The organism is Cupriavidus sp. 01T418 (assembly GCF_056398885.1).
The window spans coordinates 1-21,165 of sequence record NZ_JBFTQG010000033.1; the positions used below are offsets into that span (position 1 = coordinate 1).

At 62.9% G+C, this 21,165-nt stretch carries 19 protein-coding genes and 2 tRNA genes; 5 read left to right on the forward strand and 16 right to left on the reverse strand.

The features are described 5' to 3' along the window. Nucleotides 1–426: 426 nt before the first annotated feature. From AC1DQ3_RS25505 to AC1DQ3_RS25555, 11 genes are all read right to left on the reverse strand, one after another. Nucleotides 427–675: an H-NS histone family protein gene (locus AC1DQ3_RS25505; RefSeq protein ID WP_477122945.1), complete on the reverse strand. Its 249-nt coding sequence runs from the start codon at nt 673–675 to the stop codon at nt 427–429. Between the two features lie 244 nt (nt 676–919). Next, nucleotides 920–996, reverse strand: a tRNA-Arg gene (locus AC1DQ3_RS25510). A gap of 152 nt (nt 997–1,148) precedes the next feature. Beyond that, entirely contained in the window at nt 1,149–1,994 is an 846-nt protein-coding gene (locus tag AC1DQ3_RS25515) for a hypothetical protein (protein ID WP_477122946.1), read from the reverse strand. A 450-nt stretch (nt 1,995–2,444) separates the two neighbouring features. Next, nucleotides 2,445–2,531, reverse strand: a tRNA-Leu gene (locus AC1DQ3_RS25520). A 100-nt stretch (nt 2,532–2,631) separates the two neighbouring features. Beyond that, nucleotides 2,632–3,903 carry an amidohydrolase family protein gene (locus AC1DQ3_RS25525; protein ID WP_477122947.1) on the reverse strand — a complete coding sequence of 424 codons (1,272 nt, stop codon included), beginning with the start codon at nt 3,901–3,903 and terminating at the stop codon, nt 2,632–2,634. 34 nt (nt 3,904–3,937) lie between these two features. Beyond that, nucleotides 3,938–4,618, reverse strand: coding sequence for a TetR family transcriptional regulator C-terminal domain-containing protein (locus AC1DQ3_RS25530; RefSeq protein WP_477122948.1), 681 nt, complete (start codon nt 4,616–4,618; stop codon nt 3,938–3,940). After that, nucleotides 4,618–5,277, reverse strand: coding sequence for a uracil phosphoribosyltransferase (gene upp, locus AC1DQ3_RS25535; RefSeq protein WP_477122949.1), 660 nt, complete (start codon nt 5,275–5,277; stop codon nt 4,618–4,620). Before upp ends, AC1DQ3_RS25530 begins: the two co-directional genes overlap by 1 nt. A 66-nt stretch (nt 5,278–5,343) precedes the next feature. Beyond that, complete coding sequence (locus AC1DQ3_RS25540) at nt 5,344–6,666, reverse strand: URC4/urg3 family protein (RefSeq protein ID WP_477122950.1); 1,323 nt, start codon at nt 6,664–6,666, stop codon at nt 5,344–5,346. Then, nucleotides 6,663–7,901, reverse strand: a complete 1,239-nt coding sequence (locus tag AC1DQ3_RS25545; protein WP_477122951.1) for a GTP cyclohydrolase II — start codon at nt 7,899–7,901, stop codon at nt 6,663–6,665. Before AC1DQ3_RS25545 ends, AC1DQ3_RS25540 begins: the two co-directional genes overlap by 4 nt. A 242-nt stretch (nt 7,902–8,143) precedes the next feature. Next, entirely contained in the window at nt 8,144–9,262 is a 1,119-nt protein-coding gene (locus AC1DQ3_RS25550; RefSeq protein WP_477122952.1) for an acyltransferase family protein, read from the reverse strand. Nucleotides 9,263–9,459: 197 nt separating this feature from the next. Continuing rightward, nucleotides 9,460–11,277: a glycoside hydrolase family 15 protein gene (locus AC1DQ3_RS25555; RefSeq protein ID WP_477123010.1), complete on the reverse strand. Its 1,818-nt coding sequence runs from the start codon at nt 11,275–11,277 to the stop codon at nt 9,460–9,462. A gap of 512 nt (nt 11,278–11,789) precedes the next feature. Here AC1DQ3_RS25555 and AC1DQ3_RS25560 point away from each other — a divergent pair. Continuing rightward, nucleotides 11,790–13,916 (forward strand): putative bifunctional diguanylate cyclase/phosphodiesterase, encoded by a 2,127-nt coding sequence (locus AC1DQ3_RS25560; protein WP_477122953.1) that lies wholly within the window; start codon nt 11,790–11,792, stop codon nt 13,914–13,916. Between the two features lie 95 nt (nt 13,917–14,011). On the opposite strand, the gene AC1DQ3_RS25565 is transcribed toward AC1DQ3_RS25560, so the two are convergent. Beyond that, a complete protein-coding gene (locus AC1DQ3_RS25565) occupies nt 14,012–15,148 on the reverse strand; it encodes a DUF1275 domain-containing transporter (RefSeq protein ID WP_477122954.1) in 1,137 nt (378 codons plus the stop codon). 189 nt (nt 15,149–15,337) lie between these two features. Beyond that, a complete protein-coding gene (locus tag AC1DQ3_RS25570) occupies nt 15,338–15,745 on the reverse strand; it encodes an HPr family phosphocarrier protein (RefSeq protein WP_477122955.1) in 408 nt (135 codons plus the stop codon). Nucleotides 15,746–15,805: 60 nt separating this feature from the next. Here AC1DQ3_RS25570 and AC1DQ3_RS25575 point away from each other — a divergent pair, with 60 nt between their 5' ends. Both AC1DQ3_RS25575 and AC1DQ3_RS25580 read left to right on the forward strand, forming a co-directional pair. Continuing rightward, nucleotides 15,806–16,009 carry a CopG family transcriptional regulator gene (locus tag AC1DQ3_RS25575; protein WP_477122956.1) on the forward strand — a complete coding sequence of 68 codons (204 nt, stop codon included), beginning with the start codon at nt 15,806–15,808 and terminating at the stop codon, nt 16,007–16,009. 72 nt (nt 16,010–16,081) lie between these two features. Continuing rightward, the gene (locus tag AC1DQ3_RS25580; RefSeq protein ID WP_477122957.1) at nt 16,082–16,363 is read left to right on the forward strand and encodes a ribbon-helix-helix protein, CopG family; all 282 of its coding nucleotides are present in this window, start codon (nt 16,082–16,084) and stop codon (nt 16,361–16,363) included. 124 nt (nt 16,364–16,487) lie between these two features. Here the strand turns inward: AC1DQ3_RS25580 and AC1DQ3_RS25585 are convergent, their stop codons facing one another. Both AC1DQ3_RS25585 and AC1DQ3_RS25590 read right to left on the reverse strand, forming a co-directional pair. Next, complete coding sequence (locus tag AC1DQ3_RS25585) at nt 16,488–17,012, reverse strand: hypothetical protein (RefSeq protein ID WP_477122958.1); 525 nt, start codon at nt 17,010–17,012, stop codon at nt 16,488–16,490. 1 nt (nt 17,013) lies between these two features. After that, nucleotides 17,014–18,195: an MGDG synthase family glycosyltransferase gene (locus AC1DQ3_RS25590; protein WP_477122959.1), complete on the reverse strand. Its 1,182-nt coding sequence runs from the start codon at nt 18,193–18,195 to the stop codon at nt 17,014–17,016. 375 nt (nt 18,196–18,570) lie between these two features. Between AC1DQ3_RS25590 and AC1DQ3_RS25595 the strand changes: the two genes are divergently transcribed. Together AC1DQ3_RS25595 and AC1DQ3_RS25600 are read left to right on the forward strand one after the other, a co-directional pair. Next, a complete protein-coding gene (locus tag AC1DQ3_RS25595) occupies nt 18,571–19,509 on the forward strand; it encodes an amino acid ABC transporter substrate-binding protein (protein ID WP_477122960.1) in 939 nt (312 codons plus the stop codon). Between the two features lie 384 nt (nt 19,510–19,893). Further along, the gene (locus AC1DQ3_RS25600) at nt 19,894–20,202 is read left to right on the forward strand and encodes an amino acid ABC transporter permease (RefSeq protein ID WP_477122961.1); all 309 of its coding nucleotides are present in this window, start codon (nt 19,894–19,896) and stop codon (nt 20,200–20,202) included. Nucleotides 20,203–20,311: 109 nt separating this feature from the next. On the opposite strand, the gene AC1DQ3_RS25605 is transcribed toward AC1DQ3_RS25600, so the two are convergent. Then, a complete protein-coding gene (locus tag AC1DQ3_RS25605) occupies nt 20,312–21,136 on the reverse strand; it encodes a hypothetical protein (RefSeq protein WP_477122962.1) in 825 nt (274 codons plus the stop codon). Between the last annotated feature and the right edge of the window lie 29 nt (nt 21,137–21,165).

Here is a 21,165-nt window from a genome sequence, read left to right on the forward strand (position 1 = left end):
AGCACTTTATAACTTGTAAGCTAAAAGACCGAAGCCTTCCGCATCCGCTATCAAGCGCCCACACTTATCGGTTGTTTGTTTGTTAAAGAACTTCACCCGGTTCGCTTTGCTTACCGCGTCGCTGCGTTGTCCGCAGCAGAGAAACGAGATTATGAAGAGCAATCCGCGTTTCGTCAAATATTTTTAATCTTTTTTTGCTTCGGCAAGCTTCGCTATTTTTGCGCCACCCACCTTTCCAGCAAATCCCGCAACCCTTGCCCCGTCTGCAATGCAGCGCGGCGTGTGTGTTGCAAGGGGGCGAATACTAATGCGTCCGCGCCCGCCTGACAAGGCTCTTTCTGGAAAATCTCGAAACGGTCTTTTCGATCACCCATCGTAAGGCACTTACGGCCTTCGTGGCCCGCAGGCATATGCGCGCTGACAAGCTCAACGGGCGATCAGAAAATGCTCAACGCTCTGGCCAGCGCTAACGGCCCGCTGCAGCCATTGCGGCATCTCACCCTGCCCGTCCCAGCTTCGTCCTTCTGCATCACGATACCGTACGGCCGGCTTCGGCCCTGTCGCCGGCGACGGGAAACATCCCGCTTCCTCCAGGCTCGCCAACGAAAGGCCGTGCTTCGCCATTTGAATCTTGACCCAGACTATGGCGGCGGCTTTATCGATTTCGGAGGACATGGACGAGAGATGGTAGGGGCAGGCAGGAGATTCTGCCTCTGACATTCGCGCCGTACAGCAACAAGAGGGAAAGATCGTTCCTGCAGCTTGTGACGGCGCTGACGAGTGCCCAAGGTGGGAATCGACAACGGCGCCGCGTTGCGCGCATGCGGCATCCTATGCGCATCCCCCTCGGCTTCCCTTCGCGGCCTTGGAAAGACAAAAGGGCCAGCACGCGCAAACGTGCTAGCCCTTTTCATATCGGTGGTGCGGCTGGCAGGATTCGAACCCACGACCCCTTGGTTCGTAGCCAAGTACTCTATCCAACTGAGCTACAGCCGCACGCGAAGACGGCATTCTAGCGCAACCGCGCAGGAATGCAACCCCCCTCTTTTCTCGTGGCATGCAGATCCCGTCATGCTGCGGTGAACCGGCTTAGGCCGGCGCAGCATAATGCGGGCGCGCCACGGCGTCGATGCGGGGAAGCTGATCCGTTACCAGCGATAGCGCGCTCCAAAAGTGCCACCCGGATTGTGCCCGGCCTTCAGCTTGAGCCAAAGCTTGACGCCACCGTTGGTGCTGCCATGCGCGCCCAGGTTGAGTGAGAGAAGCCCGCGCAGCATATCGGGATCGATGCGAGTGCCGTTGATATTGATCACCTGCTTGCGGTCCTGCCACAGGTCGGCTTCGACGAATGGATAGACCCCGTTGGCGCCGGTGAGCCGGGTCGGCTGGGTGCCGTAGACCCGCACGACCACCTCGGCAGCGCTCGCATCCGCCGGCTGCCCTGCCAGGAAGCCGGGCGCGCTCTTCTGCGCCCCAGGCTGATAGGCGAGTTGCAAGCGCGGCTGTATCGTCAAGCCGCCGCTGCGCGGGACCACGGTATCCAGCGCGACGGCCATGCTTTGCACCCCGCCGCCGACAAACCCGGTGGCCGAAGTGACATCGTCCAGGTGCAGGAATAATTGAACGGGCCGCGAAGGGTTGGCGGGTTCGGCATACAGGGGATGGGGCACAGCCGCGCCGAGGCCGGGGACGTCATTGTCCGCGCCGGGTGGAGGCGACCCGCCGGTCCAGTACCACTTGCTGATCGATGCCACCAAGGGCACCTGCGCGTCCTCCACGCTGGGCCAGGCTGTCGGCGCGGGCGGCGCTGGCAGATCGTCTCCGGCGATTCGCGGAGGCAGCGCCAAGGCATTGCTGCTGGCGACCTGCGCAGGCTGCTCCGGCGCATTGCTGGCCACCTGCGCAAGCGAATCGGATTCGAGCTGGTCCCAGCCGAGACTGGCATTGCCGGCCGAGGAACGCTCTTCGGCCTGCGCCAGCGCTGCCAGCAGCATCGCAAGGATCGAGCAACAGAACTGGCGGCAGGGATGAGGGTGGGCTGCGTGTGCGCAAAGACCAGTCCCAGCGGTACTGGCGCCCCCTCCCGTCGCGCTCGCAGTTGACACGCCCCTGGCCATGACTGCAACCCCTGGCTGAAATGAACCATGCCTGCTTTGCTGGAGCATAGGCCAAACATGGTGCAGCCGTTAGGGCCCGGGCGCGCCTTGCGTGGGGTGCCGCACAGTGCGGCATGGCAGCCTGGCGGCAGCGTGTCAGCCGCAGCCAGCTTGCCATGCGAATCCAGATCGCTCCGCCAGGATCGCGGCTGGCATCCGGGACGGGCAGCGCGCCAGCCCGCGGCAGAACAAGAAGAAGCGAAACAAAGGATTAGCGGTTGTGCGCCCTGCCGGGCGCACCAAAAGAAAAAGGCCGCTGCGTCAGCAACGGCCTTTTTCATCGAGTCTTGGTGCCCAGAAGAGGACTCGAACCTCCACAGTGTTGCCACCGCTAGGACCTGAACCTAGTGCGTCTACCAATTTCGCCATCTGGGCTTCGTTGCGCTGTTTTTGCTGCAGCGCTGCGAAGAACGACATTATGCTGATAGCAGAATCCGCTGTCAACACCCTCCCAGCATATTCCCTCCAGCCTTCTTCAAGACTGGAAGCTGACGTTCCCAGGCCTGCCGTCAAGGTGCAGGGTCGCGGTAGCCGGTTGCGTGCTCGCCACCACCTTCCCGGCGCGCAGCACCAGCAGGCGGGTAGCGCGCAGGCGGATCGCCTCGACCGCGTCGCGCGCCTGCAGCAGCACCAGGTCGGCGCGGCAGCCCGGCGCGATGCCGTAGCCGTCCAGGCCAAGAATGCGCGCCGGCGTCTCGGTGACAGCAGAGAAACAGGCACGCATCGCTTCCTGCCCGGTCATCTGCGCTACATGCAGCCCCATATGCGCCACCTCCAGCATGTCGCCGGAGCCCAGGCTGTACCACGGATCCATCACGCAGTCGTGGCCGAATGCCACCGGCACGCCGCCGGCCAGCAGCTCCGGCACGCGGGTCATGCCACGCCGCTTCGGGTAGGTGTCGTGCCTGCCCTGCAGCGTGATGTTGATCAGCGGGTTGGCAATGGCGGCCACCCCGGATTCGCGGATCAGCGGGATCAGCTTGGACACATAGTAGTTGTCCATCGAATGCATCGAGGTCAGGTGCGAACCGGCAACCCTGTCCTGCATCCCGAGCCGCACGCTCTGGTAGGCCAGGGTCTCGATATGGCGCGACAGCGGGTCGTCGCTCTCGTCGCAATGCATGTCCACGCGCAGCCCGCGCTCGCTGGCCAGCTCGCACAGGATGCGCACGGACTCGGCGCCATCGGCCATGGTGCGTTCGAAATGCGGTATGCCACCCACCACGTCGACGCCCATGTCCAGCGCCCGCTTCAGGTTGTCGAGCGCACCGGGCGCACGCAGCACGCCGTCCTGCGGAAAGGCGACCAGCTGCAAGTCCAGGTAAGGCCGGACCTTCTCACGCACATGCAGCAGCGCCTCGGTGGCAAGCAGGCGCGGATCGCACACATCCACATGCGAACGGATCGCCAACAGGCCCTTGGCCACCGCCCAGTCGCAATAGGCCAGTGCCCGCTCGACGATGGCATCCTGCGTCAGCAGCGGCTTGAGCTCGCCCCATAGCGCAATGCCCTCGAGCAAGGTGCCCGACTGGTTGATGCGCGGCAAGCCGTAGGACAGTGTGGAGTCCATGTGGAAATGCGCATCGACGAAGGGCGGGGTGACGAGTTGGCCCGCTGCGTCGAATTCGGTGGCCGCCGGCGCCTTTAGCGCCGGCTCGACAGCCTTGATGCGGTCGCCAGCGATACCGATATCGATGCCGGTGCGGCCGTCGGGGAGCGCGCAGTTACGAAGGATAAGGTCGAGCATATTGGTTGTCTCATGGCGCCCGGGCGAACGATAACTACATGGCCACGCCGGCCGGCTCCAGCCCGCAACCGCGCAGCAAAAGCTGCACGAGATGATCGGTGGCCTGTTCATAATCGCGCTGGCCCAGGTGGCTCACCCCGAGCACGGCGCATACCTGCGACTCAAAATCGGCATAGGTCTGGGTAGCTGCCCAGATGGTGAAGAACAGGTGCAGCGGATCCACGCTGGCCATCTCGCCGCGCGCGATCCACTCGCGGATCACGCCGGCCTTGCGCGCCACCAGCGCGCGCAGCGCACCGCTGAGCACGTCGCGGATTTCCGGCGCGCCGTGCAGCAGTTCGTTGGCGAACACGCGCGAGGCGTCGGGATGGCTGGCCGACAGCCGCATCTTGGCGCGGATGTATTGCTCAAGGGCGACCCGCGGGCTTTGCTCCGCGCCGATAATGTCGGTCTCGGACAGCCACAGCGCCAGCGTATGCGCCAGCACTGCCCTGTACAGCGCCTGCTTGGTGCGAAAGTAGTAATGCAGGTTGGACTTCGGGACGCCGGCGCGCGCGGCGATCTCATTCATGGTGGCGCCGGCGAACCCGGCGCGCGCGAACACAGACTCCGCAGCGCGCAGGATGAGCGCCTCGTTTTCCTGGCGGATACGGCCGCCCGCCCTCTCCCGCAGTGGCGGAAAGCATGGCGGCGGCGCCGTGGCCGGCGCTCCCATTACTTGGTGCCGTAGAGCCTGTCGCCGGCATCGCCCAGGCCGGGCACGATGTAGCCGTGCTCGTTGAGTTCCTCGTCAATGGCGGCGGTGACGATTGCCACGTCGGGGTGCGCTGCCTGCAGTGCCCGCAACCCCTGCCGCGACGCGATCAGGCATACGTACTTGAGGGTGCTCACGCCGGCTTCCTTCAGGCGGTTGAGCGCGGCGATGGCGGAGTTTCCGGTGGCCAGCATGGGGTCGACCACGATCACCAGCCGCTCATGGATGTCCTCCGGGATCTTGAAGTAGTACTCGATCGGCTCCAGCGTTTCGGGGTCACGGTACAAGCCGATATGCCCTACCCGCGCGGCCGGCAGCAACTCCAGCATGCCATCCAGGAAGCCATTGCCGGCCCGCAGGATCGAAACCAGGCACAGCTTCTTGCCCGACAGCACCGGCGACTGCATGGGCGCGATCGGAGTCTTGATGGCGATGGTCTCCATCGCCAGGTCGCGGGTCGCCTCGTAGGTCAGCAACTGGCTGATCTCGCGCACCAGCCGCCGGAAATTGTCGGTGGTGGTGTCTTCGCTGCGTACCAGCGTGACCTTGTGCTGCACGAGTGGATGGTCCACCACCATCACGGACGGGGTGACAGGCGGCACAGCGGAGAGGTCGGTCATGATGCGCTCCTGGAATGCGGTCGTGAAGGGGTCAGCCTGCGGCTCGACGCGTGACTGCGATATCGGTCAGAACACCGTGCCATCGCTGTTGATGGCGAATGGCGGCGGTCCGCCGGGCCTGCGCTTGGCGGCAATGCGCCGTCCCGCCGCCCAGGTGCCGCCCTCCAGCACGCGGGCAAGCGGGAACGCCGCGGCCGACAGGCCGAGCGCATCGCGCACCGACGCGGCCACAAGGTCGAGCCCGGTCACCGTCAGGGCACGCCATTCCACGATGACCGGCTCATCGACCGTGTGCGCTACGGCGGCAAAACCGGGATCGCGCGGCACCATCAGTTCGAAATCGAACAGCAGGCCACCATTGCGGTACTCGGGCAAGCCGGTCAGCGCCTCCACCCCGGTCACAGTCAGGCCGGCATCTTCAAGCGGTTCCAGCAGCGAGTACGTCAGCCACTGGGTCAGCTTGTGGAAGGGCACCAGCCCATCGGTGCAGGCCGGATGGTGCCAGCAGTCCCCCAGCGACACCCCGCCCAGGCTGACGCGCCCCGGCCACACGGGCCCGAGCGCGACCAGCAGCGTGGACAGCACGAAGCCAGCCTCGATCTGCCCGTCGACGGCGTGCCCCTTGAGGTAGTCGTACAGGTTACCCAGCCGCGCTGGCGTGCCGAACACGGCCGACGTGGCTTGCGCCACTTCGCCCAGCCGGCGCAGCAGGCCGGCACGGCCGTCCAGGCCCACCAGCCGATTGTGCTGCGCCACCTGGAAGGCGGTCGCGATGGAAGACGCATCGATGCGCATCAGCCGCTCGGCATCGGAGCGCAGCGGCTGGCCCGGCTGGGCGGAAAAACCGCCGCGCGCGAACAGGTCGAAGCTGGCAACGCCAAGCCCCTCGGAGCGCGTCAGCAGCAGGTCGCTGGCCGGATCGCGGTAGCGCCAGTCCGGGCCGGCGCCAGCGTCCAGCAGCACGCTGGGGATGACCAGGTCGATGCCGATACGGGCACGTTCCTCGCGGTCGGCCTCGCCGGAAAGCCCGCCGCGTTCGCACAGGATCTGCCAGCGGTCCAGCTTCTCTCCAGGACCGCCGCTTTCAAAATGGCGCCAGCGGCTGTGGTACGGCACATTCAGGTCCGGATAACGCTGGCGGATGGTGGTCGCCACATAATCGGCCACCGCCGGAATGCGCTCCGGGTGCCAGGTAAACAGTCCGGACGCGCCAGCCGCCACATGGTCCGTCACGGCGGCGCAGCGCGTGCGTACCGCCGGGCCGGTCAGCAGCGCCGCGGCCGGATGTCCCGGTGGCACGGGGCTGGCCCATCCGGCGCGGTGATCCGGGTCGTTCGTGAACGCATCGGGGGCGCCCTGCGGGCCGCCCACTTCGGGGTTTTCGTTCATTCGTTCAGTCCTCTACCCTTCGCCAGCGCGAGTTCTTCGGCACCGGGCGGGGTATAGCTCGTGAAATAGCCAGCCGCCACCTTGGCGTCGATTTCCACGCGGGCATCGGCCGGGATCAGTGCATCGGGAATTGCTACCTGCTCGATCACCTCGATACCTTGAGCGGTCAGCGCCCCATGTTTCATATTACTCATCGAAGCCCAGCGATCGATACGCTTGATGCCCAGCCAGTGGAATACATCGGGCATGAGCTCCTGGAAGCGCATGTCCTGCACCCCGGCCACACACTCCGTGCGCGCGAAATACGTCTCGGCCCGGTCGCCGCCGACCTGCCGCTTGCGGGCGTTGTAGACCAGAAACTTGGTCACTTCGCCCAGCGCCCGGCCTTCCTTGCGGTTGTAGACCACCAGACCCACCCCGCCCTGCTGTGCCATCTCGATGCAAACCTCGATGCCATGCGCCAGGTAGGGGCGGCAGGTGCAGATATCCGAGCCGAACACGTCCGAGCCGTTGCACTCGTCGTGCACGCGGCAGGCCACTTTGGTTTCGGGCTTGCCCAACTGGCTGACATCGCCGAAAAAGTACAGGGTCATGCCACCGATCGGTGGCAGGAACACCTTGAGGTCGGCCCGCGTCACCAGTTCGGGGAACATGCCACCGGTCTGCTCGAACAGGCTGCGGCGCAGCATGCTCTCCTTGATGTCGAAGCGGCGCGCCAGCCCCGGCAGGTACCAGACCGGATCGATCGCGGCCTTGGTGACCCGTACGTCGCCGTTGGCATGCAGGATCTGGCCGTCGGGCGTGAGACGGCCGGCTGCGATGGCACCCATCAGTTCCGGCATATTGATGTGGGCGCGCGTAATGGCGATCGTGGGCCGGATATCGATGCCCGCCAGAATGCGGTCTGCAAAGGCACTCGAAACCAGGTGTCCCCAGGGATCCAGGGAGACGATCCTGTCCGGGTCGCTCCATTGCGGATGCGGCCCGATGGATTCGGCCGGGGAAGTGTCCGTCAGGTCAGCGCGGTGATCGCGCTGCAGCTTGCCGGAGGCCACGGCCAGCGCGCGGTACACCGCGTAGGCGCCGGAGTGGGTGCCGATCACATTGCGCTGGGCCGGATTGGTCACGCTGGCGATCACGGGCCCGCGCTCCACCGCCGTGCCGGCCCCCCAGTGGATGGGCTCGGCCGGCTTGTCGCGGCGCGCGTGCGAGGTCAGGACAATATGGTCGGACATGGCAGCCTCGGAACAGAAATCCTGACCAAACGGTCAGGTTCGCTATTCCATAGTAGGCAACCTTCGTGCCATATCCCAATGCTCGTTTATACCGTTTGTTGGGTGCCGCACGATGACCGGCTGCACCGTAGGCGTGCGCACGCCGGCGGCCCATGGCTGGCTCATGGTGCATTGGCACCATGTAACAGTGGCACCCGGCCGCTGGGGCGGGGTGCCGCTTCATTGGATACGCCTGTGAAGAATCAGGTCGACCGTTGCTGCCCGGCCTGTCGCGGCTGGGACGGCTGCGCACGAGCCGGCCACAATGCCAGCCGCAGGGTTCGCAGCGGGTGGGTGCTCTCGATGTAACGATGGAACAAAATACCGGCGGCATTGCTCGACAGCCACGCCAGGATCATGCCCAGCGCGTTGAGCAAAGGCCGATTCGGCGCGAGGTGGAACACCAGCGCGTTGACGAGCAGGCATACCGGGAAGTGCACCAGGAAGACCGAGTAGGAAATTCGCCCAAAGAGTGCCAGGCCAGGGGCTTGCGGCCAGCGCTCCAGCCAGCCACCGCGCCGCGCAAGACCCAGCAGCAGCGCGATCGACAACGCCACGGCGATGCGCAAGCGGAAGTCCACCATCAGAGCCGCCAGCACCACGGTGCCCAGCACAAGCAGCGCCATCGGCGAGCGCTCTGGCGCGGAGGCCCAATAAGCCAGCGTGCCCATGCCATAGGCACCGAAGAAGTAAATGGCCCAGATATCCCAGGTGGCGTCGCGGTTAAACCAGAACAGCGAAGCCAGGACCAGCCCCACCACCACCAACGCCCCGAACGGGCCCCCGCCAACCTCGAACCATTGCGCGCAGCGGCGCGCAGCCCACAGCGCCAGGATCAGCAGCACGAACAGTTGCAGATCGATGGCCACGTACCAGACGCCGGCCGACAGTGCGTCGAAGTCGAGCACATTGTGCAGCAGCAGCACATGCGCCAAGAACTGAGGCAGGCCAGGGGCCGCGGGAATGGAATCGTGATGCATCCAGGTGCGCGCAACGGCGGCACCGGCAATCGCAATCACGATAGCCACGGTATAGGGCACCACCAGCTTCTGGTAGCGGCGCCAGATTGCTTGCAAGGGGTGCGGCTCCATCAGATGCCCGTCCGGCGCGAGGCTGCGCGCCGCCAGGAATCCGCCGATGACGAGAAATGCCTGCACGGCGATGCGCGCGTATTGCGAGAACCAATCGAGCAGGTCGGGGGCCAGCACATGCGCCGCATCGGACATGGGGCCGTAAAAGGCAAGATGGTGCAGCACGATCAACTGGGAGCTGATCGCCTTGAGTGCGTCAATGCACGCCATGCGCGAAGGACGGGGGCTCATTTGTTATAGAAAGGCTACAAAGTACGCAGGGGGCGGATTCTACCCCTAAGAGTAGGCCTTGATGCTGAAGCATGCCTGGATGGACGGTAACGAGATGCTTCAATGAGTCGCAATCACCACATTTACGCGCAATATGGACCTGAGAAGTCACCTTAATAACACTTCGACTTGGAAATTATGCCGAATACGCCACGAAACTATCTCCGTTCAGGATCCTTCAAGGACATCCCGGTTCCGCTGTCCAGTAGCAGGGCAGTGTTGATCAGTGCGATGTGCGACAGGGCCTGTGGATAATTCCCAGCCATGTTGCGCGTCACTGGGTCATACTCTTCGGCTAGCAAACCGACGTCGTTCCGAAGCAGAAGGAGCCTTTCGAACAACTCCCGAGCTTGCGTCCACCGCCCGGCGAGTGCATACGCGTCGGCCAGCCAGAAGCTGCAGGCCAGGAAAGTGGCTTCCCCGCCTGCCAGTCCATCCGGCGTATTGGCGTGCGCGTACCGACACACCAACCMGTTGTTTAGCAACTCCTGCTCGATGGCTCTGATTGTCCCCAACATTCTGGGGTCCTTGCCATCGATGAATCCGACCACGGGGAGCAGCAGCAGGCTAGCGTCCGTGCAATCGCCTCCATAGACCTGAACGAAGGTATTCCGCGCAGTGTTGAAACCATGAGCACAGACATCGGCATGGATGGCGGTGCGCAGTGCACGCCAGCGAGACACGGCGCCGGACCAGCCACGCGCATCGGCGGTCTTGATTGCCCGATCAAACGCCACCCAGGCCATCACTTTCGAATAGGTGAACTGGTGACGACCATTGCGAACCTCCCAGATGCTCTCGTCGGGCTGCGTCCAGATGGACGCCAAGTGATCCACCAGCGCCCGCTGCAGCGCCCAGGACGCGGTATCGCACGGCAATCCTCCCTCGCGTGCCTGATAGAGGGCATCCAGCACTTCCCCGTAGACATCCAGTTGAAGCTGGGTCGCAGCGAGGTTTCCCACGCGCACCGGGCGAGCTCCCCGGTATCCGGGCAACCAACCCAGTTCACGCTCCCACAGGAGACGTTCGCCGCCAACCCCATACATGATTTGTGCTTGCTCGGGACTTCCGGCAACCGCCCGCGTCAGCCAGTCACGCCAGGCCTGTGCCTCCTCGTAGTAGCCGGCAGCCATCAGTGCGATAAGGGTGCTGGTGGCGTCGCGTAGCCAGCAATAGCGATAGTCCCAGTTGCGTACGCCGCCTGGCTCTTCCGGCAGCGACGTGGTGGGCGCGGCGATGATCCCACCGGTAGGCCAGTATGTGAGTGCCTTCAGCGTCAGCAGCGATCGCCTGACAGGCCCCTTCCATTCGCCACCGGCCGAGGACCTTCGCGACCAGTTCGTCCACCACGACTGGGTTCGCTCGAGTTCTCGGCAGGCATCCACGGGGACGGGGGCGGCGAGATGCGACGGTGCGTACGTGAGGACGAAAGGAACGACCTGACCCCCTTCGACAGAAAACTCCGAGGTCGTCGACAAGCCTTCGCCCCGAAGGGGAGCCGGCGTGCGCAGCATGGCCATTGCCGGGCCCGCGACTGCGCGGATGCCCTCGTCATCGTCGAGGCGCATGACCCATGGCACTGCGGAACCATAGTCAAACCGCAGGGTCATGTCCATTTTCATCCGTACCCTGCCGCGTCGGCCGCACACGATTCGGATTAAGTCCGTGCGCTCGCTGGCGGCCGGTGTCCCCTGATGAATCGCCATGAAATCGACAACGCTGACGTCGCCCTCCTGGCTCTGGAAGACTGTCTCAAGTACCAGGCTACCCGCGCGGTAGTGACGCCGTACCTCGTATCCTGGCGTGACCGGCGCGAGCAGCCATCGTCCGTGCTCCCGAGTGCCGAGCAGAGCGGCAAAGCAGGCGGGAGAGTCGAAGCGCGGCAGGCACAGCCAGTCGATGCTGCCGTCGCGGCCGACGAGCGCTGCGGTTTCGCAATTGCCTATCAGCGCGTAGTCTTCAAGACGTGCAGGCATGGCTCTTTCGGAAATAGTGAGGAACACGACGGCCTCCAACGTCGCAGTCGCGATCTCTCTTATGTAGGCCTTGCATCTGATTAATTGGATGCCGGATGCGGCGCTGTGGTTCCCTCGCGCCAGTGCCACCGTGCAACGTCATCACCAAATCGCAATGCGGCAGGCCACAACTTTCATTAGTGCAATCGAGGATGGCAGCGACTGGATGAGCGCCTCGAAGGATGAACGCAAGGCGTTTTTAGTGGGCGCCGGCACGCATTGCCGAGCAGGCAGGATTCAGTTCCACTGTGGATCTGCGGCCACATCTCCAACTCCAGCTCCGACCAAGATACCAACAGCGCGCGGACCGACTCACGTGGAATGTGTGTACCGATGACGACACCCAACGAAAGGGGTATGAATAAAAAATGAGAATCGCATAAAAATGCCCCAGCAGGTTATGTCCGCAGAGACATCAGGCGCAGTCCGGTCCACGTAGTCGTTGCGCATTGCATTCCAGGGGAATCACGGTCATGAGTGGCGTCTACAACCCGTTGCTGGTCTTCCTGTCGCTCATTGTGGCTTCGCTTGCCTCGTACACAGCCCTGGAACTCGCCGGGCGGATTACGTCTCTGTCAGGGCGGTGGCAGCGGGAACCTTGGCTGGTTGGCGGTGCCATTGTCATGGGGATCGGCATCTGGTCGATGCATTTCATCGGCATGATGGCATTCTCGCTGCCCATTGCGGTCGGTTACGATCTCGGCATCACCTTTGTATCGGTTGTGCTCGCAAGTGTGGTTTCCTTCTTCGCACTCACCACGGTGACCCGCGGTCACCTCTCCGCAATGCGGATCGGCGTAGGTGGTTCAGCGATGGGACTGGGTATTGCCGGCATGCACTACACCGGCATGGCGGCGATGCAGATGTCGCCTCGGATTCACTATACGCCGTGGATTGTGGCAGTGTCGATCGCTGTTGCCATCGCAGCTTCCATTGCCGCGCTGTGGATTTCGTTCACATTACGCGCTTCGGAAGCACAAGATATCGTTCCTAAACGGCTCGGATCCGCACTGATCATGGGGCTGGCGATTACCGGCATGCACTATATCGGCATGGCGGCAGCGAACTTCGAAGCGGGCAGCGTCTGCCTTTCGGCCAACAAGCTTGACACAAGCTGGCTCGCGATGGTTGTGTCGGCGGCCGCCCTGATCGTGTTGACCGGGACGCTGTTTTTTCTCGGCTGGCACACCAGCAGTCTGGCGAATTCATTGAAACGTGCGAACCACAAGTTGCAGCATCTGGGGACGCACGACGCATTGACCAATCTCCCCAATCGCCTGTCGCTAGCTGAACATATCGAACAGACGGTCAAGACTTCCGCGACCGGCGAATCCGAATTCGCTGTTTTTTTCCTGGACCTCGACGGCTTCAAGACCATCAACGATTCGCTAGGGCATGCAGTTGGCGACGATCTGCTCAAGTTGTGCGCGACTCGCCTGAGCGCAGGCGTGCGAACAGATGACATGGTGGCACGTGTCGGCGGAGATGAATTCGCCATCGTTCTGCATCGCTTGACCGGCGCTTCGGTTGCTGCCTCCATCGCCACCGGTCTATTGCGCGTGCTACGTCAGGAGACCGTCATCAACGGCGTCCGGCTACGCGTCAGCGCAAGCATAGGCATTGCACTGTTTCCCAAGGATGGAAGCAATGCAAAGGCCTTGCTGCACAGCGCTGACGCGGCGATGTATAGCGCGAAGCAGGGAGGGCGCAATGCATACCGATTCTTCGAGTCTGCCATGCACGCGAATGCGACCCGGACATTAACGCTGCAACGCGATCTGCAGCGGGCTTTGGAAGAGGGCCATTTGAGCGTCTCGTTTCAGCCAAAATTCAGTACGGCCCAGAACCTGGTGAGCGGCGCGGAAGCGCTGATCCGATGGAGTCATCCCGAGATCGGCAACATTCCGCCTCTCGAGTTCATTCCCATCGCGGAACGTTCCGGACAGATTATCCAGATCGGGGAATGGGTGATCAAGGAAGTATGTCGTTGGATTGCAGCTTGGGATGCGCAAGGGCTGCCGGCGGTGCAGATTTCCATCAATTTGTCGCCGGTACAGTTCAATGTGCCGGATCTGGTCGAGCGTATCGATGCCATCGTGAGTGCGGCGCGGGTGTCGGCAAAGCGAGTGATGTTCGAGATCACCGAATCCGTCGCCATGCAGAACGCTGCGAAGACGACCGAGACCATCCGGAAGTTTCACGCGAGGGGCTTCGAGATGGCCATCGATGACTTTGGAACCGGATACTCAAGCCTCGCCTATTTGCAACGATTCCAAGTCAGGCAGATCAAGGTTGACCAGTTCTTTACGCACGAACTGGATCTGCATGAAGCCGAGGGCCATGCACTCCTGAGCGCTATCGTCACGCTGTCACATGCTTTGCACATGGAGGTCGTCGCCGAGGGCGTTGAAACGAATACCCAACTGAACAAGCTCATTGCGCTGGGCTGCGATGAGGCACAAGGCTTCTTGCTGGCCAAGCCGCTACCGGCAATGGCGTTCCAGCAATTTCTGCGTTCAATCGCCGATCCTGCCAAGGATAATGAACAGCTTGCTGCATCGGCCGGAATCGCTGGCGGACTCCAGGTAACGAGGTGTTAGGAGTCACCGGGGGACTGCAGGGGCTCGGGCGTAGAACAAAGCAAAAATGCCAACAAGCCGAGACAGGATCAGGCGGAAAAACAAATCGCTTCAAATCAGCCAGCCAGCCAGGCCACCGCCACGGCAGCCGCGGCAAGCCAGAGCGCAACAATCACGACCACTGCAACGCGGCTGACAGGACGCTCCGCAGCGAGCGCGGCGGCGGCGCGATGCTGTTCCATCACCTCAGCCGGGATCAACCGAACCACCAGCAACACACCGAGGGGCACCAGCACCGCATCCTCCAGATAGCCCAGAACTGGAATGAAAACCGGAATCAGGCCAATGGGGGACAAGGCATACGAGGCAACCAACAAGGCTGGCGCTTTCGCATACCAAGGCGTGCGAGGATCGTGCGTTGCCAGCCACACCGCATGGACGTCTTGCTTTACCTCGCGTGCCCATGCACGCGCACGAGCAGCGAGTCGCGGGAGAAAATCCGAGCGCAGCATGTGGATCCGTACATCATCCATCACTGGTACCGCACCAAGGGCGAGCAGCAACGTGGCCAATGGGAGGGTGACGCTGAACCCGACATGCCTGAACCCCACCGCCCCAACTACACCGCCGGTAAAGAACAGTGCGACCAGCGTAACGAGCACGCGCAGCTTGCTCCGGTCGGCCAGCACAATGGGCTTCGCGGCATTGGCCTTGGCCAGGTTCCAGTAGAACAGCTTACCCAGTTCAATGCCGATATCGGTGACCATCCCCGTTATGTGCGTGGTGCGGATCTCGGCCTTCGAGAGCTTGGTGATCATGGCATTCTGCAATCCCATGATGAAGCAAAGCACCATGACCGTCGCCGGCACGAACAGCCATTCGCGAAGTTCGAGATTGCTGCCCAGCAAACCAAAACACACCAGCAACGCAGCTTCCAGCATCAACGGCAGCGCGTACTCGCTGTGCAGGCGCTCGCGCCGAGACCAGTTGATCAAAATCGCAGAGCAGGCCGCCCCCGCCAGAAACGATAACAAGGCACCGAGGCCGTCCAGGATGAGGCCGATACTGCCGAGCGCCAGATTGTCGGCCATCGCGGACACGATGCCCGACATATGGGAGGTGTACTGCCGCACCGCCAGGAATCCGCCTGCGTTAGTGGCGCCTGCCACAAAGGCAAGATAGCGCGCCAGTTGCCGGTTGGCTTCTGGACTGCGCTCCCTCCCGGTCAGTCTGCGCAAGTATGGGATCGGCATGGTCGCATCGATGAGCGTTACCTTCGGTTCAGACCGTCTCTATCCAACATTGCAGTTGTCCTCGGACACGGAAATGGACATGGAAATGGACATGGAAGATGAGTCGCTGCTGACCGAACGAGCTCGTTCCATATAGACCGGGATATCAGAATCCATCGGGTGAGTTCGACCAGTCTGGTATTCGATTCGTCACTCTGTCAGCAGGGCGGCGATGACTTTCACGGCAGCAACTTCGTCCGGCCCGATGGCCTGGATATGCACCTGGCTCCCCGCCCGCGCAGAGAGTCGCATCACCTCCATCACATTCTTGGCGTTCGCCGTGAAACCATTGCTGACAAGCAGGATCTCGGACTCGAACTGAACAGCGGTAAAGGTAAGCCGCGCAGAGCCGCGACCTTGCAAGCCCATGCGGTTGGTCATTTCAACTGTCGTGTCTACCACGTCGCCCTCAAAGATAAAGCGGCCCATAAACAACTTCCATACAACGATCCCTATGTCGAGCAGTCTTGGGGTGACCAGGTATGCCCCAAGAGCGCCCGTGAGCGCATCTAAAACCACATTCCCCGGAAGGCAAAACCTTGCAATCACGGGCTGCATCACACAGTTCAGTTGTATATAATGATAACCGCATTATCATACAACACTATTTCAAAGCGCATGGAATCCAAGACCGCCCGTTTCACCGTGTTGATCGACCCCGTGAAGAAGAAAGCCTTCGAAACACTGTGCGCGGCGCAGGATCAAACGCCATCACAGGTCGTCCGGCAGCTAATCCGCGATTATTTGGAGCAGCATGGGGTCGCCTACGCCACCCGGCCCCAGGTTGGCACTGCGGCTCTGCCTGAGAAGGACCCTGAGTGACCGCGTCACTCCGTGCATTTGTTTATGTGTGATGTGACGCATCGGACCATCATATTGGCAAGTTGAGGCTCAATGGAGATCAAGACTGCTCGGCTGACGCTGCTCATCGATCCAAACAAGAAGGCCGCCTTCGAGCGCCTTTGCGCACAACAGGATCTGACAGCATCGCAGGTGGTGCGTCAGCTCATTCGTGAATACCTCGCGCAGCATGGGGTCCAGTATGTGCCCAGCGGGGTGAATGCCGGCGATACCGTGCCTGCTGGCGACGGGACAACGCCGCGAGTACCGGCGCCGGCTCGGCCCGAAGCGCCTCCCCGTTTCACCAAACGGCGCGCCACAAGTCGCAAGGCCTAGACCATGAGCCAGGCGCCCCCTGTCGCACAATGGCTCCCGATCGACTGGATGCTTGTTGTTGTGGGGGCTTGGTCGATGGTCGGGGCCGCAGGCGCTGTAGCGGCTGACCCCGGTGTCTCGCGTTCTAGTGGCGCGGCACCCGGCACGACAGCCAGAGCAGCACCACTGCCGCACCCAGCGAAACCCAGTAATCGGTCGGCGCGCCGGCCCACCAATGGATATGCCAGGACACGAAACTCGGCGCGAAACGTGCCACGCCAAACGCCGGGTTCAACACGAACCAGAGGAAATCCTCAGTGATCCAGAACACCATGATGCAGGCGATCACGCGCGCCTGCGCGCGCCAGTTCCAGCGCCCGCCGAACAGCAGCGGGAAATGAAAGAACAGCGCCACGCAAGGGAACATCCACGCGTGATAGCCGGTCATCGGGCGGCCGCCCCAGAATATGTCCAGCAGCCAGTGGTGTTCGATGCGCCAGGTGGGCAGATTGGCTGCCCACCCCGCGGATCCTTCGATCTGGATCTCCACATTGGCGAAAAAATAGGCCAGCAGCACAGTCCAGGCCACGGTGAGCATCAGCACCAGTGGATGCCGCGACGGGTAGGCCTGCGCGCGCTGACGCGAAGCCGACAGGTTCAGGGCACGCATCTCAGCGTCCCGCCGGCGTGGCGCCGGCAGCGTGCGCGGCCCGCTGGCCGCACCCCGCCAGTTGCCCCAGCACGGTTTCCAGCACGCGGCGTGCCGCCGCCGGTCGACCCAGCGCGCGGGCTCGCGCGCGCATCCGGTCGAGCCGCGCCGGCTCCGCCAGCAACAGCCGGACGCGGTATTCGAGCGACACCAGGTCGACCCCCTTGAGCGCCGCGCCCTGCTCCAGCAGGTAATCGGCATTGCGCTCTTCCTGCCCGGGGATGGGCGCATTGAGCACCATCGGCACGCCCATTGCCAGGCATTCGGAGGTTGTCAGGCCGCCGGGCTTGGTGATGACCAGGTCGGAGCACGCCATCAGGCGCTCCACCTCGTTGGTGAATCCAAAGGGGAAGAGCCGTCCGGGATGCGCTGCGGCCAGGGTCTTGAGCCGCGCCAGCGCGATCTCGTTGCGCCCGGCGAGCACGATCAGCTGGAAATCGTGGTCCAGTCGCATGAGCGCATCGGTCACTTCGTCAAGGCCGCCCAGCCCTGCCCCACCGCCCATCAGCATGATGGTCCGCCGGGCCGCATCGAGCCCGAAATGCCGCGCGCAGGCCAGGCGGTCCTGCGGGTGGGAAAACGCAGGTACCACCGGGATGCCGGTGGTATGGATGCGGCCGGCTTCGATACGGTTGGCGCGCATGCGGAAAGCGATTTCCTCGCTGGCGGCGAAATAGCCCGTCATATGGGGAATTACCCACATGCCGTGCAGATCGAAATCGGTCACCTGCACCCACACCGGCACCGCCAGGCGCAGCCGTCGTACCTCATGCATCAGGATCTCGGCAGGCAGGAAATGCGTGCACACGATGGCATCCGGCGCGAATTCGTCAATCGCGCGGCGCAGCGCGCGCGTGCTGAGGCGCTCGGCGGCGCGCCGCAGTTTTTGCATCGGCGCGGCCGGGTCGGCCTCGGAGGTTCGCTGGTAGAGCATGCCCCACAAGGCCGGGTAGGTGTTGACCAGCTTGATGTAGAAATCCGTGTAGAGCTTGCGGAAAGTGGCCGGAACATACTCCATGACATCGAGATGCCGTGTTTGCACGTCCGGGAATTCGGCTTCGGCGGTCAGGCGCAGCGCTTCGGCGGCGCGCATATGGCCGGCGCCGGCGGAAACGCTGAGGAACAGGAGTTTTTGCTGCGACATGTGGATTCGGGTTTCCGGGGGAAGGCCCCCGGTTGATCGGAATGTCAGGCTGACGCCCATGGCGGGTAGCAGTGTATACGCCCGCTGCGGCACCGGATCGCCCAACGCGGGAAGCCCGCGCCCGGATGACTTCATGACAAAGGACTTGACTGATCAGCGCCAGCTCGCCGGGCTTGCGCATCGGCACGCGGAATCACTGCTGCTTTTCATTGGGGGCGGTTCTCGCCAAGGCGCCGAAAAGCGGGGCGTTAGGGGTCAAAACCGGTGCCACAGGCGGCTTCCCGGTTTTCCGGCTAAGCATTTGCTTATGACAAAGATGTTCTTTGCCTCTCAAGGCCATCGGCGTAGCCTTGCCATTTTTGAAATACTCAACATATGTTCCCGTTATCCACATTGGCCAGCGCCGGCGCAACACGCGCCTCCCGCCTGCTGGCCAGGCTCGTTTTCGCCGCGGCTGCCGCCTTGTCGATTGCCGCCCCGCAAGCGGCCCAGGCGCAAAGCCCGGTACTGGACAAGATCCGCAATACCGGCACCATCGTGCTTGGCTATCGTGAGTCGGCCCTGCCCTTCTCCTTTGCCGATGACAAGGGCAAGCCCGCTGGCTACGCGGTGGACTTGTGCCTGCGCGTCGCCGAGGCCGCGCGTGTGAAGCTCGGCCTGAAAACGATCACGGTGCGCTGGCTGCCGCTAACGCCGCAGAACCGTATCCCGGCCGTGGTCAACGGGCTGGTGGATCTCGACTGCGCGCCCAATACGAATTCGCTGGAACGCCAGAAACAAGTCGCTTTCAGCGTCTCGCATTACATCTCCACAGTGCGCATGCTGGTGCGCGCGGACTCCGGCATCCAGTCGTTCGATGACCTGCGCGGCAAGAACGTCGTCACCAGCGCCGGCTCCACCGGCGACCGTCACGTGCGCCGCCTGAAGAGCCAGTACGGCTACCATGACATCTACGCCAAGGACCATGGCGAGTCGTTCCTGCTGCTCGAATCCGGCCGTGCCCAGGCCTTTGTGATGGATGACGTGTTGCTGTCAGGGCTGCGCGCCCGCGCCAAGGACCCCTCGCAATTCGTGATCGTGGGTCCGGCGCTGTCGATCGAGCAGAATGCGCTGATGATGTCCAGGGCTGACCCGGAGTGGAAGCAGCTTGTTGACCAGACCCTCGCATCGGTATTCGCCGGTCCCCAGGTCATCACCTTGCAGAAGCAATGGTTCCAGCAGCCGATCGGCGCGCGCAAGATCAACCTTGCGCTGGCGCCGAGCGCGCAAGTGCGCGATGCCTGGCAACATCCTTCGGACGTTGCCACGGATTGATAAATCCCGGCGATGCCTGTCGATGCATCCAAAGCCCCCGCGCCCGTCAGTTTCGCGGGCGTTTTTCAGGCAAGGTGGGGTCGCTGCCCGACGACATCCGAGGTGCAACAGCGTGCGCCATAAACCGATAAAGTGCCCAATGCGACATATTCCCCGCTATCCGTCGAGCAAGTCTTGGCAGCAAAGGCAATAGCGGCTTTCCATAAGTCAGCACAAAGCGTGCATTTCAAAATACAGCGCGTGTTGACAGCTGGGCGAAATGTTGGCGACACTGCTACCCAAACGGATAAACCCGGCACGGTAGCCAAGCCTTGGCAAGGCGACCTTTCCCGACAGTTTCCGTGTACTCGAACCGCCGGAAGGCGGCACTTTCCAGGAGAAAACATGAATAAGTTCGTCGCGACAGCCATCGCGCTGTGCATTGGCGCTGTCTCCGTAGCAGCCCAGGCGCAATCCACCGGGAAGAAGCAGTTCGACCCGTATAGCCAGGGTGCCAAGTCGGGCGAGAAGTTCGACCCGTACACCCAGGGCGCCAAGTCCGGTGACAAGTTCGACCCGTATTCCCAGGGCGCGAACAAGAGCACCCGCACGGACCTGACCGACGCCTCGGCGCCGGAGGCCAAGAAGCCGGCCAAGAAGAGCAAGAGCAAGAAAACCAAGAAGCACGCCGCATCGGCCGCAGCCGCGAGCTGATCGGCAAGCCGCGCCGGACTCCGGCGCTCGCCAGAAAAAAACCCGCCATCTCCATCGGCGGGTTTTTTGCTGCTGGCTGGACGCCGTGCGTTGCCGCACCGGGAGGGCCTCAGGGCGCGGTAGTGTCCAGTTCCATCCCGGTCACGTCGATGCGCTGCACCTTGTCCTGCTGGCGGATCTCCGTGCGGAGCACGAACGCCTCGGCAGGGCAATACCAATCCGTCACATGCATCACGGAGGGTTCGACCTGCACGACCTCCTCTCCCACCATCAGTGGCCCCAGCGAGGTCCGCTTCTCGTAGGTGATCGGCATGCACTCCTTGCGCCCCAGCACGGTATCGATCATCTGACGCTTGCCCACATGACGGGAGCCGACGCTGATCGAGGCGTACAGCGCGCGCATGCTTCCCACCACCTTATCCGCGCCCACTGGATATATCTGCAGCGAGACGCTGGACTCGAACGCCTCGCCCTCGATCGTGCTGCCCTCGTGGATATCCATGCCGGCATAACTGAACACGCCCTGGCCCCTGAAGGCGGCTTCGCCATACATGCGCGCATAGCGCCCCTGCGCGTTGATGACGGCATGCTCGCTCTCGATGCTGGTCTTGGCCGCGCTGGTGCTGCGGTCGATATTGAGCATGTGGACCTGCGCCATGATGATCGGCGGCCCCATCAGCGCGGACAGTGCCGACTTGGAGCGCACCTCGAGTTGCGCGCGGCAACCTGTCGGGCTCTTGGTTGCATGGCGCAGCGTCATGGTGACCGACATGGGCATGGTGCCATCACCTTCCATCTGCACCCGCGAACCGGAACGGAACCAGGGCGCGTCGCAAAGCACGGCGAGGGGCCGCACCGGCGCACCCTCGGCCGGAGCCGCGGCGGCCACTGCGGCGGTCTGGGCCGGCGCAGGATTGCCCGCAGCCAGCCACACAGCCCCGGCAACGGCAACAGTCCTCGCTA